The 15,592-nt window shown below is 42.7% G+C and carries 20 protein-coding genes and 1 pseudogene; 9 read left to right on the forward strand and 12 right to left on the reverse strand.

Going from position 1 to position 15,592, the window contains the following annotated elements:
• Window positions 1-28 precede the first annotated feature (28 nt).
• From IQ246_RS22745 to IQ246_RS31365, 3 genes and pseudogenes are all read right to left on the reverse strand, one after another.
• Complete coding sequence (locus IQ246_RS22745) at window positions 29-376, reverse strand: Mo-dependent nitrogenase C-terminal domain-containing protein (protein WP_194005607.1); 348 nt, start codon at window positions 374-376, stop codon at window positions 29-31.
• 186 nt (window positions 377-562) lie between these two features.
• Window positions 563-2,098 carry a nitrogenase molybdenum-iron protein subunit beta gene (nifK, locus tag IQ246_RS22750; RefSeq protein ID WP_194005608.1) on the reverse strand — a complete coding sequence of 512 codons (1,536 nt, stop codon included), beginning with the start codon at window positions 2,096-2,098 and terminating at the stop codon, window positions 563-565.
• Between the two features lie 173 nt (window positions 2,099-2,271).
• Window positions 2,272-2,436 (reverse strand): annotated as a pseudogene (locus IQ246_RS31365) (nitrogenase molybdenum-iron protein alpha chain); the annotation flags it as partial.
• Between the two features lie 110 nt (window positions 2,437-2,546).
• Here IQ246_RS31365 and IQ246_RS22760 point away from each other — a divergent pair.
• Both IQ246_RS22760 and IQ246_RS22765 read left to right on the forward strand, forming a co-directional pair.
• A complete protein-coding gene (locus IQ246_RS22760) occupies window positions 2,547-3,965 on the forward strand; it encodes a site-specific integrase (RefSeq protein WP_194005610.1) in 1,419 nt (472 codons plus the stop codon).
• 492 nt (window positions 3,966-4,457) lie between these two features.
• Window positions 4,458-4,643 carry a hypothetical protein gene (locus tag IQ246_RS22765; protein ID WP_194005611.1) on the forward strand — a complete coding sequence of 62 codons (186 nt, stop codon included), beginning with the start codon at window positions 4,458-4,460 and terminating at the stop codon, window positions 4,641-4,643.
• A gap of 304 nt (window positions 4,644-4,947) precedes the next feature.
• Here the strand turns inward: IQ246_RS22765 and IQ246_RS30565 are convergent, their stop codons facing one another.
• From IQ246_RS30565 to IQ246_RS22780, 4 genes are all read right to left on the reverse strand, one after another.
• Window positions 4,948-5,103: a hypothetical protein gene (locus IQ246_RS30565; RefSeq protein ID WP_244142126.1), complete on the reverse strand. Its 156-nt coding sequence runs from the start codon at window positions 5,101-5,103 to the stop codon at window positions 4,948-4,950.
• A gap of 54 nt (window positions 5,104-5,157) precedes the next feature.
• Window positions 5,158-5,325: a hypothetical protein gene (locus IQ246_RS30570; protein WP_244142127.1), complete on the reverse strand. Its 168-nt coding sequence runs from the start codon at window positions 5,323-5,325 to the stop codon at window positions 5,158-5,160.
• Between the two features lie 99 nt (window positions 5,326-5,424).
• The gene (locus IQ246_RS22775) at window positions 5,425-5,757 is read right to left on the reverse strand and encodes a DUF5615 family PIN-like protein (protein WP_194005612.1); all 333 of its coding nucleotides are present in this window, start codon (window positions 5,755-5,757) and stop codon (window positions 5,425-5,427) included.
• The gene (locus tag IQ246_RS22780; RefSeq protein WP_094349937.1) at window positions 5,754-6,005 is read right to left on the reverse strand and encodes a DUF433 domain-containing protein; all 252 of its coding nucleotides are present in this window, start codon (window positions 6,003-6,005) and stop codon (window positions 5,754-5,756) included. The genes IQ246_RS22775 and IQ246_RS22780 overlap by 4 nt, the downstream gene beginning before the upstream one ends.
• Before the next feature lie 54 nt (window positions 6,006-6,059).
• Here IQ246_RS22780 and IQ246_RS22785 point away from each other — a divergent pair, with 54 nt between their 5' ends.
• The 6 genes from IQ246_RS22785 to IQ246_RS22810 all read left to right on the forward strand — a co-directional run bounded on the left by IQ246_RS22785 (window position 6,060) and on the right by IQ246_RS22810 (window position 8,946).
• Window positions 6,060-6,269, forward strand: a complete 210-nt coding sequence (locus IQ246_RS22785; protein WP_194005613.1) for a hypothetical protein — start codon at window positions 6,060-6,062, stop codon at window positions 6,267-6,269.
• Between the two features lie 238 nt (window positions 6,270-6,507).
• Window positions 6,508-6,795, forward strand: coding sequence for a type II toxin-antitoxin system HigB family toxin (locus tag IQ246_RS22790; RefSeq protein ID WP_194005614.1), 288 nt, complete (start codon window positions 6,508-6,510; stop codon window positions 6,793-6,795).
• On the forward strand, window positions 6,795-7,028 hold the full coding sequence (locus IQ246_RS22795; RefSeq protein WP_069073122.1) for a hypothetical protein: 234 nt from the start codon (window positions 6,795-6,797) through the stop codon (window positions 7,026-7,028). Before IQ246_RS22790 ends, IQ246_RS22795 begins: the two co-directional genes overlap by 1 nt.
• A gap of 259 nt (window positions 7,029-7,287) precedes the next feature.
• On the forward strand, window positions 7,288-7,890 hold the full coding sequence (locus IQ246_RS22800) for a pentapeptide repeat-containing protein (protein WP_208492265.1): 603 nt from the start codon (window positions 7,288-7,290) through the stop codon (window positions 7,888-7,890).
• A 137-nt stretch (window positions 7,891-8,027) separates the two neighbouring features.
• On the forward strand, window positions 8,028-8,663 hold the full coding sequence (locus IQ246_RS22805; protein WP_194005615.1) for a nucleotidyltransferase domain-containing protein: 636 nt from the start codon (window positions 8,028-8,030) through the stop codon (window positions 8,661-8,663).
• Entirely contained in the window at window positions 8,656-8,946 is a 291-nt protein-coding gene (locus IQ246_RS22810; protein WP_194005616.1) for a hypothetical protein, read from the forward strand. Before IQ246_RS22805 ends, IQ246_RS22810 begins: the two co-directional genes overlap by 8 nt.
• Before the next feature lie 363 nt (window positions 8,947-9,309).
• On the opposite strand, the gene nifD is transcribed toward IQ246_RS22810, so the two are convergent.
• The 5 genes from nifD to nifS all read right to left on the reverse strand — a co-directional run bounded on the left by nifD (window position 9,310) and on the right by nifS (window position 15,207).
• Window positions 9,310-10,752 (reverse strand): nitrogenase molybdenum-iron protein alpha chain, encoded by a 1,443-nt coding sequence (gene nifD, locus IQ246_RS22815; protein WP_194005617.1) that lies wholly within the window; start codon window positions 10,750-10,752, stop codon window positions 9,310-9,312.
• A 328-nt stretch (window positions 10,753-11,080) separates the two neighbouring features.
• The gene (gene nifH / locus IQ246_RS22820; protein ID WP_162397600.1) at window positions 11,081-11,974 is read right to left on the reverse strand and encodes a nitrogenase iron protein; all 894 of its coding nucleotides are present in this window, start codon (window positions 11,972-11,974) and stop codon (window positions 11,081-11,083) included.
• Window positions 11,975-12,329: 355 nt separating this feature from the next.
• A complete protein-coding gene (locus IQ246_RS22825; protein WP_194005618.1) occupies window positions 12,330-12,686 on the reverse strand; it encodes a group 1 truncated hemoglobin in 357 nt (118 codons plus the stop codon).
• A gap of 265 nt (window positions 12,687-12,951) precedes the next feature.
• Complete coding sequence (nifU, locus tag IQ246_RS22830; RefSeq protein WP_194005619.1) at window positions 12,952-13,860, reverse strand: Fe-S cluster assembly protein NifU; 909 nt, start codon at window positions 13,858-13,860, stop codon at window positions 12,952-12,954.
• 141 nt (window positions 13,861-14,001) lie between these two features.
• Window positions 14,002-15,207 (reverse strand): cysteine desulfurase NifS, encoded by a 1,206-nt coding sequence (nifS, locus tag IQ246_RS22835; protein ID WP_194005620.1) that lies wholly within the window; start codon window positions 15,205-15,207, stop codon window positions 14,002-14,004.
• A gap of 226 nt (window positions 15,208-15,433) precedes the next feature.
• Between nifS and IQ246_RS22840 the strand changes: the two genes are divergently transcribed.
• Window positions 15,434-15,592: recombinase family protein (locus IQ246_RS22840; protein WP_194005621.1), on the forward strand; the 159-nt coding region annotated here is incomplete at its 3' end.

The raw sequence follows: 15,592 nt of genomic DNA on the forward strand, positions 1-15,592 counted from the left end.
CCCATCCCCCATCCCCCATACCCAATAATTAACAAATATATTTCGTGACATCCTCTCCACATACATCGGCGAGATAAGATAGAGCGCGGAAACGCAATCCTACAAATTCGTCATATAAAGGATTGAGTTTACATAGTGGTGGGATATCAATACACTTCCCAAATAATTTAATTTGTCGCTCAAAAGGACAACAACAAGGAATTGTTTGGCAAATTAGATGAGCGATGCGATTGTTTTTAACCGGAATTCCATCCACCACACGGCGCAACGGATTAAGAAGATTGTTGAACCACCCTCGTTTTTTCTGGTTAGGTGGATGGTAATTAGGATGAGGATGAGTATGAGTATGTTCGTGAGTGTGATTAATGGCTTCCATTTATAAATCCCTTGGGTAAATGCTAGAAAGAAAAAGGGAAGTTAGGGATTGGGCATTGGGGATTGGGCATTGGGGATTGGGCATTGGGCATGGGTGTTTTCCCAGTCCCTAATCCTCATTCCCTATTCCCTATTCCCTACTCCCCTTCTTTACCCTTAATTAACACGTTGTGTTTCTACGCAATTTCTAACGAATCAAGTCGTAGGAAATATCTGTCTTAGAAGGAATGTTGGTGTTGCGATCAATTTCTTCAAACAGGGTATTTACAGTCCAGTTGAGGAGGTTGATCACGCCTTGATAACCAATGGTGGCGTAGCGGTGTAAGTGGTGGCGATCCATGATGGGGTAGCCGATTCTCACGAGGGGAATCTTGGTGTCACGCCACAGGTACTTACCGTAGGTGTTACCAACAAGGAAATCTACTGGTTCGGTGAACAACAGCGATCGCATGTGCCATAAGTCCTTACCAGGCCAAACGGTTGCATGTTGACCAAAGGGGCTAGAAGCAAGCAGTTCTTTCATTTCTGCTTCAAATACGTCGTTGCTGTTGTGAACCAAGATATGCACAGGTTCAGCACCCATTTCTAGCATAAAGCCAACAACGCTGTATACTAAATCTGGTTCGCCGTAGATAGCGAAGCGCTTGCCGTGAATCCATGAGTGGGAGTCAGTCATGGCATCAACTGCACGACCGCGTTCGATTTCCAATTCTTCAGGAATGGGGATACCACTCAATTCGCTGAGTTTCATCAAGAACTCATCAGTACCCTTAATACCCCAAGGACGGGAAACACAGGTTGGTTGCTTCCATTCTTTTTCGATGTATTCGCGGGTTTTGGGTGTAGAATGTGCTTGCAGAGCGATCGTCGCTTTCGCATTAATTGAATCTGCTGCATCTTCTAACTTCGTACCACCTGGATACATATCGAACTCACCAGTGTTTGGTGAATCTAAGTAGTCGCTGTTGTCGGCGAGAATTGTGTAGTCAAAGCCGAACAAGGAAGCAATCCGCTTGATTTCGCGGTTGTTGCCTACGTAGGTGTCAAAACCTGGGATGAAGTTGATTTTACCATTGCTGGTTTCTTTCTTATGACCTGCGGTCAAGTTAGAAAGAATTCCCTTCATCATGTTGTCGTAACCAGTGATGTGGGAACCGACAAAGCTAGGGGTGTGAGCGTAAGGTACTGGAAAATCTTGAGGAACTGAACCAGCTTGCTTAGAGTTGTTGATGAAGGCTTGTAAGTCATCACCAATTACTTCTGCCATACAGGTGGTGCAGACAGCGATCATCTTAGGCTTGTAGAGTTGGTAAGAGTTCGCCAAGCCGTCAATCATGTTTTGCAGACCACCAAACACGGCTGCATCTTCAGTCATTGAAGAAGATACACCAGAGAATGGTTCTTTGTAGTGACGGGTTAAGTGGGTACGGAAGTAAGCCACGCAACCTTGAGAACCTTGAACAAAAGGTAGAGTACCTTCAAAACCGACAGCAGCAAAGATTGCTCCCAATGGTTGACAACCTTTAGCAGGGTTAACGGTTAAAGCTTCACGAGCGAAGTTCTTTTCACGATAATCCCAACCCTTTGTCCACTCTGCAACCCGTTGTACTTCTTCGGGATCGTGACCGTTTTCAAATTGCTTTTTGTTTTCAAATAGCTGTTGGTACTCTGGTTGGTGGAATAACTCGACGTGATCTTGAATTTTTTCTGGATTCTGAGACATTTCTGGATCTCCAAGCTTGCTGTATTTTCTAGTCGAGGAATGAGGACTTGAGATGGGAGTTGATAACAAGAGTTGGGGATGGGGAGTGGGAAGTGGTGAATGTTAATTCCCTACTTTCTACTCCCCCCTGGGGCTAAAACCCCAGGCTATCCTTACTTCTCTGTCTCTTTTACCTAAACGGTAGCCTTAGCTTTAGCTTCAGCCTTAGCCTTAGCCTTTTCATTCCAAGGAGCGCCGATTAATCCCCAGGTTGGGCTGTTGAGTGCCAAATCCATGTCACGAGCAAAGATGGCAAAGCCGTCATAACCGTGATAAGGGCCGGAGTAATCCTTTTTGTGGTTTAATTGCTCTAAACAGCCTAATGTTTGCGATAAGCAATGTTAGCAATAAACATTGTTTGCTGATAACACATTTATTTTTAGGCTAAATATAGGCTAAAACCACAGCGATGCATAATCAGGGTAAAGACAAGTATCAACAAGCTTTTGCAGACTTGGAGCCAGTTTCATCTACCGATGGCAGTTTTCTTGGCTCAAGCCTACAAGCACAACAGCAAAAAGAACACATGAGAACGAAAGTCCTACTAGAATTAGAGAAAGTTAACCAACGGTTGAAGTCTGCAAAGGCAAAAGTAACAATTAGAGAATCGAATGGAAGTTTGCAGTTACGCGCAACCTTGCCAATTAAACCGGGAGACATCGACAAAAATGGCACTGGGAGAAAACAATACAATCTCAGTTTAAATATTCCCGCTAACTTGGATGGACTCAAGACGGCCGAGGAGGAAGCTTATGAATTAGGTAAGTTAATTGCTCGGAAAAGTTTTGAATGGAATGATAAATATTTAGGAAATGAGGCAATTAAAAAAGACTTTAAAACAATTGGAGAATTACTCGAACAATTTGAAGAGGAGTATTTTAAAACTCATAAACGAACCACCAAAAGTGAACATACTTTTTTTTATTATTTTTCTCGAACAAAGCGATTCACTAATGCCAAAGATATCGCAACTACTGAAAATCTGATAAGTTCAATTGAACAAATCGATAAAGAATGGGCTAAATATAATGCAGCCAGAGCTATATCTGCATTTTGCCTGACATTCAGAATCGAAATTGATTTATCTAAATATTCCAAAATGCCGGAGAATAATTCCCGGAATATCCCGACCGATGCGGAAATATTTGACGGAATCATCAAGTTTGAAGATTATCTTAATAGCAGAGGTAATCAAGTTAATCAAAATGTTCAAGATAGCTGGCAACTTTGGCGATGGACTTATGGAATGTTAGCAGTTTTTGGTTTACGACCGCGGGAACTTTTTATTAATCCCGATATTGATTGGTGGTTGAGTCAAGAAAATGCAGACTTAACATGGAAGGTTCATAAAGATTGTAAGACTGGAGAAAGGCAAGCATTACCGTTACATAGACAATGGATTGAGGAGTTTGATTTAAGAAATCCTAAATATTTAGAGATGTTGGCAGAGGCAATTAGTAAAAAAGATAATAGTAATCATGCAGATATAACAGCACTAACACAACGAATTAGTTGGTGGTTCCGTAAAATTAGTCTGGATTTTAAACCCTATGATTTACGTCACGCTTGGGCAATTCGGGCGCATATTTTGGGAATACCAATAAAGGCGGCGGCTGATAACTTGGGGCATAGTGTGCAAGTTCACACGCAAACTTATCAGCGTTGGTTTTCATTAGATATGCGGAAGTTGGCGATTAATCAAGCTTTAAATAAGAGGAATGAAGTTGAGTTGATTAGGGAGGATAATGTGAAGTTGAGAATGGAAAATGAACAGTTAAAGCTTGAAATAGAAAAGTTGAAGATGGAGTTGGTTTATAAGCATAGTTGAATTCAGTGATTAATAAGACAAATTCTCTATAATCTTTTCTAGACAGTAGCGCATTAGTCAAGCGTTATATTAGTGAAACTCGATTAGTTTGGGTTTTAGGGCTATTTGATCCGGCTCTCAAGAATGAGGTATTTATAGCAGCAGTTACCAGGCGATCGCTTAACTTCACCTACTATGAATATGCAATAGTTATTTGTCGATTTGGGACGATGTATGCGATGGGCTACTTTTTGTGCATTTCACATACAATCCTTCAAAAAGAAAAATTTAGTTGCAATTTCTAAATATGCAGTGGTGTGTTGTTGAGTTGGGGCGATGATATTCGGAAAAATTCTGTATAATACCAAAAGATATTAGGACTTACGCAACTGGCACACAAGGCTTCTGGTATAAGAGTCAAGGGTCAAGAATCAAGGTTTTTTGGACTTTTGACCTTTGACTCTGGACAACCTCTGGCGTTAAAAATATGACACTTGCGTAAGTCCTGGATATGTGGAGTTTAGGGTTTCAAAGCGTAGGCGAACACGAACAGCGTCTCGTAGAGAAGCCCGTCGCAGACATCGCTACAAAGGTCTACTTCTTGTCCATCTCACAGATAATCTTCAAAGGCGATCGCAGTTCAACTTGCTGTACAAAACCGAGGATTATTTAGCGCGATCGCACTATCCCGTAAATTAATTTTGTTAACACGCAATCATCGAGATTTCAGCAAAATACCCGGATTGTTAATTGAGGTAGTAACAGCTTAATGCGACACCGATAGCGTAGCGTTAGCGACGCAGGAGCGTCACAGCCCGTCGTAGACATACGCCTAGTTTATTGTCGAGTGAGGGCGTAGGCGTTGGCGTAGCCTCTCGTAGAGAAGCCCGTGGCATACATCGCTACAATGGGTTACTTCTTGTGCATCTCACACACAATATTTAAATATTTGCGAAACTGAACGCATTCCGAAGTTGAAGGTCAGAACTACTAAGCTCTATTTTTACAAACTGACTACTGTTGCTTGTCCTTTAACGACTGCGGCTAAAGTAGCTAAAACCTTCGGTACTAAAGGTTTCATCTCTATCAAACGGTTAGATTGTGCTTGTAAAACAATTACCGCAATATCGAACTGTGGTAGATTTTGTTGAAATGACAAGTTGCGATCGACAGTGATGAAAACATCAAAGTCTGCTTCTGCAAGGGCAAGAAGTTAACCATTTTTTACCCCTGCCCATCCCATTTGAGGAAAAGTTTTTACCTCATAGCCAACAAACTCCTTCGCTAGTTTGCGGTCAATACACTCATCTAACAGGGCAAAGTACCTGGATTGTTGATTGAGGATTGGACAGTTTAATGCGATCGCATTAAACTGTCCCATGTTCGCATAGTTTGTTGTTGAGTTGGGGCGTAGCCCGTCGCAGAAATCACTACAACAGCTTACTTTTTCTGCATTTCACAGACAATCCCTCGCAAAGCTTTAGTACAATTCTAAGCAATGCAGACTTGGATTATTCAAAAGCTCCTGAATTACTTCTACCCCAGAACGAAGTAGAGATTCAACTTGTTTTGTTGGTGTATTTCCACAGCGTAGCCATACAACTTTAGGTGGAGAACCGTACAAACGGCTTCTTTCTGCAAAGTCTACATCTTGAGTTACGATGCAAAAGTCATTGGTTTTAGCAAATTCCCATATTGCAGTATCAGTCTTCACTTCCAGTGCATAAAACTGAACATGACTGGAATCAGGGAAAACGTCTGCTAATTGAGTTACCAGCTTGCGACTCAAATTTTGATCAAAAAGCAGCTTCAAATACCACCTGCCGTCCGCGTAACGTTTGGTAGAGAGGCAACTAAACGATGTTCACGATCAGCAGCAAACTCTAGACTTGCCCTAATGTCTTCTTCTGTTAATTCAGGGAAGTCGTCTAATATCTCCCCATGAGACATACCAGCTGCCAACCAGCCGAGAACATCGTACACGGTAATTCGCATTCGACGAATGCAAGGCTTGCCGCCTCGCTTGTCCGGCTCAATTGTAATAATATCGTGATAGCTCATAGTGATTATAAACTGCATAGCATCTTTCTAAGTCTAGAACAGCTTCATATCACGGTGCAACGAAGCGTAGTGTTACTGCGATGTCTAAGGGCGGGCTATTGCGTCGCACTATCCCGTAAATTAATTTTGTTAATGCGATCGCCTAGTTTATTATCAAGTGAGTGCTACGCCTACGCACTATCCCGTAAATTAGTTTTATTAACGCGCCATCATCGGGATTTGGGCAAAGTACCCGGATTGTTAATTGAGGTAGTAACAGTTTAATGCGACGCCGATAGCGTAGCGTTAGCGACGCAGGAGCGTCACAGCCCGTCGTAGACATCGCCTAATTTATTGTCGAGTGAGAGCGTTTTACAACAGTCTACTTCTTGTCTATCTCACACACAATCTCTAAATATACAGTAGTGTGTTGTTGAATAAAGGCAATAATTAAAATATAAGATGATCACGGAGAGGTGAATTATATGCATTACAGAATTATTAAAACATCAGGGGTCTTCAGATGCATGTTATTACTCGTAAACGGCTGAATGAATTTGCTAAACTTCATCCAGATACAAATAACGCCTTGACTCAGTGGTATCAATTAGTCAAGGGAAATGAGTTTGTCTCATTTGTAGAACTCCGTGAAATGTTTCCATCCGCAGATCAAGTCGGTAAATTGACAGTATTTAACATTGGTGGTAACAAAGTTAGACTCATTACCGCAATTCACTACAACCGCCAAAAGGTCTACATTCGAGCTGTGTTAACGCATTTAGAATACGATCAAGGAAAGTGGAAGGAATAATGCAAAGCCTAAACTTAGATCAAACCATTACTGCTTGGTCATCCATTGCCGAAAACGTCTTTGTTCCTCACACAGAAGAGGAATATGAACGCTTGGTTGAGATCCTTGATTGTCTCATCGATCAAGTTGGTGAAGACGAGACGCATCCACTCGCGTCTCTAATGGAAGTTATTGGTGTTTTAATTGAAAACTACGAAACTGAACACATTCCTGAGTTAGAGGCGATCGCTTAAACTTCGCCCAGCATGAATATATAGTGGTGTGTTGTCTAGTGAAGGCGTAGGCGTAGCCCGTCGCAGACATCGCTACAACGCTCTACTTCTTGTCCATCTCACAGATAATGGAAAGTTTCCTCATATTCATCTGATTTAGAATAATATGCGGAAAGTTTCAGTTTAATAATTAGCCAAAAGGAATCCAATGCTGTCCGAGAGCAATAGAGTTCACCAAATAGATAAAAAGTTTGATGACAACGTTTCTAATGATAAGTTTATGAACCACCTATTCCTTCGTCTCGTGGCGAAAGACAAGCAGTTCATCAAGGTTGATTTCAAGTACTCAATTTTTGACACCTGCTATCTTCGAGGTTGCAAGTTTGATTCATGTGACTTCACTGGGTGTCGTTTCATTGGAACTAATTTGCACGGGGCAAAATTTTCTGGTTGTAAGTTTGAGTACTCCACCTTTGAGAGAACTGTAGTTGATAACTACATCCTAGATACAGAATGTCCAGGTAGTGAAAACCTCAAAATGAAATTTGCCCGGACGCTACGCATGAATTACCAGCAACTCGGAGATGCCGAATCTGTTAATAAGGCAATACGTATAGAGCTAGAAGCTACTGAAGTTCACTTGCATAAGGCATGGAGTTCAAATGAATCGTATTATAGGAAGAAATATACAGGATTGAAGCGGCTTGAAACAATTATAGAATGGACTAACTTCAAAATTTTTGACCTAGTGTGGGGCAATGGCGAAAGCCCTTGGAAGCTACTAAGAGCAACTATTATTATACTTTTGCTCATGTCTATAATTGATGTTTGGAAATTCAAAAATACTCAAAGCATTTATAGTTATACACAGGCATTTTTTTAAGCACCTCAGATATTTTTAGGGACACTTTCCCCATCAGATTATCCGAGTCCATATTTTACACTAATCTTGTTCATTAGGTTAGTTGCATTTGGTTTGTTTATGTCAATTCTCATCAAACGTTTGAATAGACGTTAATTATGCATATTTACGCATTCGGCTCTATCTGTCGCGGAGATATATCGCTAGGGTCAGATGTCGATCTCCTCGCAATTGTAGAAGGTCACGACTATCGTATAGATCCAGATACCTTCTCAATCTATTCCTACAAAAGAATCCAAGAGCTTTGGCATGAAGGTAATCCTTTCGCATGGCACTTGTCGCTTGAATCACGATTACTTTTTTCCTCAGATAAACTTGATTATCTGAAAGCATTGGGAAGCCCTGAACCTTACAAAAATTGTGTTCAAGACTGTGAAAAGTTCTTTGCGCTGTTTTGCGAAGCGTGTGACTCACTAATTGCTAACAGCACCAGTAAAGTGTTTGATTTGTCTACTGTGTTTTTAAGCATCAGAAATATCGCAACTTGCTTCTCTCTTGGTACTAAGGATAACGAGCGTTCAGACTTCTCTAGGAATTCTGCACTTTGCTTAGGATGTAACAGTATTCCAATTGCACTAGATTCATATCAAATTTTAGAAAGATCCCGCCTCTTATGTACAAGAGGTCACGGAAAAAATATAACAGACGATGAAATAGATACCGCGATCCGAACACTTAATGAAGTGCATGAGTGGATGAATAACTTAGTGAAAAAGGCTAAAGAATATGAATGAATTTAATAACCGTATTGCGGCTCAGAGGCAAGTCCTTCAGTTGGTAAACCGCAGAAAATGGGAAAAGGAAGAGCTATTAGGGCTTTCCTCCAAGGCAATCGAAAGATGGATTTCTGTTAACCGTATCGATCCTGAATCCCGGTTAGTGGAGCTTGTTAAGACAGCTTCTGCAAAGCTCTTCTTTCTCGCCAACAAAAGCCAAGAGCAAATTTCCGAGGACTACAAGATGATATCCAAAGAAATCGCGGTTATCTCTCAAACAATAGAGCAGGAAATTGGCTAACAAATCGTTGCAGCGATGGAATCGATGATGACTCGCTGCTTCATTCAGTTCCTAAAGCTTCAAGATATTGTTTGTTCGTCGCCAAATCACTGGGGCTACCATCAACACAACCAGCAAATTTTTGAACTGCTGCCGAAAATGAAATAGGTTAAATATCTTGCTTGGACGTAAATTTTATCTGCTACTGCTCAATTTAGTCGCTACGCACCATTTAATCTAAAAAATCATCATTTAAAATAGTCTTTCATTTTACAGTTTTTCTTTAAGCAAAATGCAAGGAAATGCTAAAAAACTCACTTTATAAGAGTTATATTGTCTAAAGCATAAAAACGGATTCATCCTAAATAACCCTAAAACTTGCATTTAGGCTATAAATAGACTCTTTTTTCTCTCGCCGCTAAAAAACCTTGCATTATATGAATTGTAAGAGCGATCGCTAGGTTCGGAGTAATCCCAAGAGTGCATTTGACGGAAAGGAAGACCCATCTTTTGGAAGACGTACTTCTCTTTCACACCAGAAGCTACCAAATCAGGCTTCAGCGCTTTGATAAATTCCTCGAATTCGTAAGCGGTAACGTCGTCATAAACGATGGTGCCGTTTTCGATGTAGTGAGTGGTACGTTTGTAGTCGTCGTTATGAGCGAACTCATAACCTGTACCAATCATCTTCATTCCCAAGTCTAGGAAAGCTGGGACAACGTGGCGAGGACGTAGACCACCAACCATGATGGCTACTGTCTTACCATCCAAGCGGGGGCGATATTTAGCAATTACCGCATCCATTGTGGGCTGATATTTGGCGATAACCTTCTCAGCGTTTGCTTGGATTGTTTCGTCAAACTTAGAAGCGATTTCCCGTAAAGATTCAGCAATCTTGGTGGGGCCGAAGAAGTTGTATTCCAACCAGGGTATACCGTAAGCTTCTTCCATGTGACGGCTGATGTAGTTCATCGACCGGTAACAGTGGATGAGGTTCATCTTCACATTGGGGGTCATCAACATTTCGTTGATGGTGCCATCACCTGACCACTGAGCGACTACGCGCAAGCCGATTTCTTCTAACAGGATGCGGCTAGCCCAAGCATCTCCACCGATGTTGTAGTCACCAATGATGGCTACATCATAAGGAGTACCTTCAAACTTGAGTGTACCGTCTTTCTTAGCTTGGTCAGCTCTGGTGAACACCCAGTCACGAACCATGTCGTTAGCAATGTGGTGTCCCAAAGATTGGGAAACACCCCGGAAGCCTTCGCAACGCACAGGTACAACTGGCTTGCCAATTTCTTTGGATGTCTTGCGAGCTACAGCTTCTATGTCATCCCCGATTAGACCGATGGGACATTCAGATTGAATGGAAACACCACGGTTGAGTGGGAAAAGTACATCAAGTTCTTGGATGAGCTTGACAAGTTTCTTGTCACCACCAAACACGATATCTCGTTCTTGGAAGTCAGAGGTGAAGTGCATGGTACCAAAGGTATCAATACCTGTGGTGCCGATGTAGTAGTTACGACGACCAGACCAAGACCAGTAACCGCAACCTACAGGCCCGTGGCTGATGTGGATCATGTCCTTAATAGGGCCCCAAACCACACCTTTAGAACCCGCGTAAGCACAACCACGAGCGGTCATTACCCCAGGAAGGGATTTGATGTTAGATTTAACGCCGCAATCGGACTTACCTTCTTCGTATACACTTAAGTGCTTTTCCCGCTTTTTCTTAGCTTTATCGGGGTAAGCGTCTAGAACTTCTTTAATTAGTTCTTTTCTTTCTTCGATGATGTTTTGGTTTTCTGGAGGTGTCATACTTAGCCTCTGTGACTCGTAAGGATCGGGGCATAGGGGGACTAGGAGTCCCCTCTAAGGTTAGGGGGGAGATGCAAGGAAGAGGGTAAAAGGAAAGATATGAAACTCTTCCTTTTTCCTTTTTGTCAAGCTAGTTTTGAGGGTTTGTAGTAAGCACAAAGCGTGCTTAGAAAATAAGGACTAAAGTCCTTACCCTTTGGGTTCGTTAGTCGCTCATGGGGGAAACCCCCATCGCCCTTGGCGTCTCCCCTTGGGAGAAGACCGCGCTAACTCACTACGAACTTGCTTACCCATCAATTTAAACTGAGCATTCTTTCTTGGCAGCGATTTATACTACAGGAGCTTCAGCAGCAGTTTTACCAACCAACTTGGCAGCATTTTCGTCGCTTTCGAGAATACCGAATTCAATCAACAATTCTTCTAGTTCTTCCATTTCGATGGGTGTAGGAATAGCCAGATTCTTGTTGTCGATAATCTTTTGAGCCAAAATCCGATATTCGTTAGCTTGGTTGCTTTCAGGTGCGTACTCGTTAACAGTCATCCGGCGCAATTCTGCGTGTTGAACAATGTTGTCACGAGGTACGTAGTGAATCATTTGGGTGTTTAACCGTTTTGCCAAGGTTTCGATTAGTTCGATTTCTCGGTCTGTGTTACGGCTGTTACAAATCAAACCACCCAAACGCACGCCACCAGTGTGAGCATACTTAAGAACACCACGAGCGATGTTGTTAGCAGCGTACATCGCCATCATTTCACCGGATGTAACGATGTAGATTTCTTGTGCCTTACCTTCGCGGATAGGCATTGCGAAACCACCGCACACAACGTCACCTAATACGTCGTAAGATACGAAGTCTAGGTCTTGGTAAGCACCATTTTCTTCTAAGAAGTTGATGGCGGTGATGATACCACGACCGGCGCAACCTACACCGGGTTCTGGCCCACCAGATTCTACGCAACGAACGTTACGGAAACCGGTTAGCATTACTTCTTCGATTTCGATATCTTCTACTGCACCACGTTCTGCGGCGAGGTGAAGAACGGTTGTTTGAGCTTTGCTGTGTAGCATCAAACGGGTGGAGTCAGCTTTAGGGTCGCAACCGACGATCAGGATGCGTTGACCCATTTCTGCCATAGCTGCTAAGGTGTTTTGGGAGGTGGTAGATTTACCAATACCGCCTTTACCGTAGAAAGCTATCTGTCTAATGTTTTCGTCTGTCATTGTTCGTATTTTCCTGCAATTGGTTGGTTGGTGGGTATGCGCGTTTGTCAGTTGCGTTCACGCCAGTTGAGCGACAGTAGTGAGCGCGTGTAGAGCATCGTTGGTAGCGTTGGCATAAATGCCTGCTGGGGGCGATCGCTCCACAGCTAAAATAATTGAAAGTAGGTACATCTATTTCCTCGTTAAATTTTTTTCTTTTTGTCTTTTTGTCTTTTGTCCTTTGTCCTTTGTCATTTGTTTAGACAAAGAACAAAGAAAATTACGCAATTTACAAATACGTCATAATGTGTTTCAGCTTGAAAAACTAAATAGGACTTGATGTTGTTATTTGTCAACAATCAATGTATAAGTCCTATTACTTGTTCAAAATAGCGCCCTTCATATTTGTGACGCGCTCTAGTGCAGCTTTGGTGTCTTCTGCTGACACTCCACGCACAGCCATTGCTTCGCCGAGATGCTTGGCGATCGCATCGAAGTGTGGTTGCTGTAAATTCATTCCCGCGTGGGTTTTGTCCATTGGACGACCGCCGTATTGCTTTGGCCCCTCAAATATTTGAGATAAGAAAGCAACTAGATGATTACGTTGCTTGGCCATATCTGTACCAGCAAAAATGGGATTGAGGAGGCTGTCTGTCGCAATGCGTTTGTGGAGTTCATCTACTACTTGTTCAATAGCTGGTTGTCCACCAATTTTGTCGTACAATGTGCTCATATCCTGTTCCTTTGAAGCGAGTTGGATGATGAAAGAAAGCAAGTAGGCGCTTAATGTTTTTGCCTATATGCTGTTAGCCGTAGGACTGATGCCAATTCGTAATTCGTAATTAAGAAAGTCAGATTTTAATCTGTAGCTTTCTTTTGGCGAATTGGTATGAAGCATTGAGTAAAGACAATTATCCGATTCAAATCCTACTTTCTATTTCTGGCTGAATGCATATTAGGGCGTATTTGTAGAGTACGTTAAGTCAAGAAAGCAATTCCTAAACTGCTTCGACTACAAGATTCTTGCTGACACGATCTTGTAATCTCGCTTCGATCGCAATCTTCAGAGTTGCTGTACTACTAGAACAAGAACCACAAGCACCTTGCAACAAAACTTTAACGCGATCGCCTTCCACATCATACAGTTCCACATCTCCACCATCGGCGATGAGAACGGGTCTGACTTCTTCATCCAGAACTTTTTGAATTAGAGCAATTTTTTGGACGTTGGTTAGCGATAGTTGCGATTGCTGTTTAGATGTAGCAATATCTGTGGCAACCTTGACGGCATAATTGTTAAGCGCAGGTACAGCGGATTCTTGTTGCACTGATCTGATAATATCATCGATATTCGCCAGACAAGAACCGCATCCGCCACCAGCTTTGACATAGTTTGTTACCTGTTCAGCATCAGTAAGATTATTTTCTAGAATTACGCGGCGAATCTTAGACTCACTAATACCAAAGCAACTACAAATTAGCGCTCCTTCATCATCGTCATCATGAGTAACTAGAGGAATGCCACGATAATTATAAATCGCCGCTTCTAGCGCTTCTTGCCCCATGACAGAGCAGTGCATCTTTGCTTCTGGCAATCCACCGAGGTAATCTGCAATGTCTTTGTTAGAGACTTTCAAGGCTTCATCGAGAGTTAAACCCTTAATCATCTCGGTTAATGCACTAGAAGAAGCGATCGCACTGGTACAACCAAAGGTTTGAAAGCGAGCATCTAAAATCTTATCAGATTCCACTTCCACTTTCAGGTGCAATCTCAAAGCATCGCCGCAAGCAATGCTACCGATTTCTCCAGTTGCAACTTTAACTCCAGATTCACCCGTTTCTTCGATAGCTCCCTGATTCTTGGGATCGTAAAACAGTTCTAATACTTTATCTGTGTAGTCCCACATAAATTTTGTCCTTTGTCATTTGTCCTTTGTCATTTGTCCTTTGTCACTTGTCCTTTGTCACTTGTCCTTAGTTACTTGTCCTTAGTTACTTGTCTAAAACTAATGACTAATGACTAATGACCAATGACCAATGACCAATGACTAATGACTAATGACTAATGACTGTTCTTGTAACCAGCCCGCATCATCATTTTTGAAGGGTGAGAGGGCACGTAAACGTTCTACAATACCGGGCATAACTGCGATGACTTGATCGATTTCGGCAACTGTTGTGTAGCGACAAAGGCTGAAGCGAATGGAACCATGCAAAGTGGTGTAGGGTAAGCCCATAGCCCGGAGAACGTGGGAAGGTTCCAAAGATCCAGAAGTGCAAGCAGAACCAGATGAAGCACAAATACCGTATTTATTCAAGGACAGCAGGATGGCTTCACCTTCGATGTACTTGAAGCCGATATTGGTGGTGTTTGGCAATCTCTGCGTAGAGTCACCATTAACGACACAATCGGGAATTGTAGCAAGCAAAGTTTGTTCTAGGCGATCGCGCAGCCTTCTTTCCCTCTTAGTTGCCTCTTCTAAATGTAACAGTTCCAGTTCTGCCGCTTTGCCTAAAGCAATAATTGCCGGAACATTCTCTGTTCCCGCCCGACGTCCGCGTTCTTGGTGTCCCCCAATCAGGAAGGGACGAAACCTGACTCCCCGCCGTATATACAAAGCACCAATCCCTTTAGGCCCGTGCAGCTTGTGACCAGACAGGGTTAACATATCCACGGTGCTAGTCTTCATATTCAAGGGGATTTTTCCCACTGCTTGCACCGCGTCTACATGGAAGATAGCGCCATATTCTTTAACGCGCAACCCAATCTGCTCAATCGGGAAAACTGTGCCGGTTTCGTTATTAGCATACATAATTGTCACCAAGGCGGTGTTACCCGTCAAGGAAGCTTCTAGTTCATCTAGATCCAACTGCCCTTGATGATTTACTGAAAGATAGGTAACACTGTAACCTTGGGTTTCTAATTGTTTGCAGACATTGAGTACTGCTGGATGTTCAACTTGGGTGGTGATGATGTGTCGTTTTTCTGGTTGGGCTAACAGTGCGGCTCGAATCGCCGCGTTATCTCCCTCAGTTCCACAACTTGTGTAGACAATTTCTGACTCATCGGCTCCCAGGATGGCTGCAAGTTGTTCTCTTGCGGTTCTCACTGCTTTACCGACTTGCCCACCAAAGCTATGCATACTGGAGGGATTACCGTAATAGTCCGTGAGGTAAGGTAGCATTACCTCTACAACCTCTGGGTCTACTTTAGTGGTGGCATTATTATCGAGATAGATGCAGTTCTTTTGCATTGTTGTCTTCAATTACGAATTACGATCTTCGCAGCGTTAGCGTTAGCAAAGCGGTAGCGAGTCTTCTCCCAAGGGGAGACGCCAAGGGCGAACGAGCGTCCGCAGGAGCGTCATTACGAATTACGAATTATTTGGGGTTGACGCTTTTGCAACTGCTCAGAGTATTTCTGAGAATAACAATGCTCGCTATCAAGTACAATAAGCGGTTGTGTATGGAAATTACTCTATGGAATCCTGGGGGTACACTAGGGTCAGTTCTTCTGAGCAGCAAGTAGACAAAGGAGCACTCAAAAAGCAAATAGAACGACTACGGGGCGCTGGATGCACCAGGATTTACTGGGACATCCAAAGCCGGACAACGGAGACGCGGGACGGTTTAGAACGA

Origin of the sequence: aff. Roholtiella sp. LEGE 12411, from assembly GCF_015206995.1 — a bacterium.
Classification (GTDB): domain Bacteria; phylum Cyanobacteriota; class Cyanobacteriia; order Cyanobacteriales; family Nostocaceae; genus Komarekiella.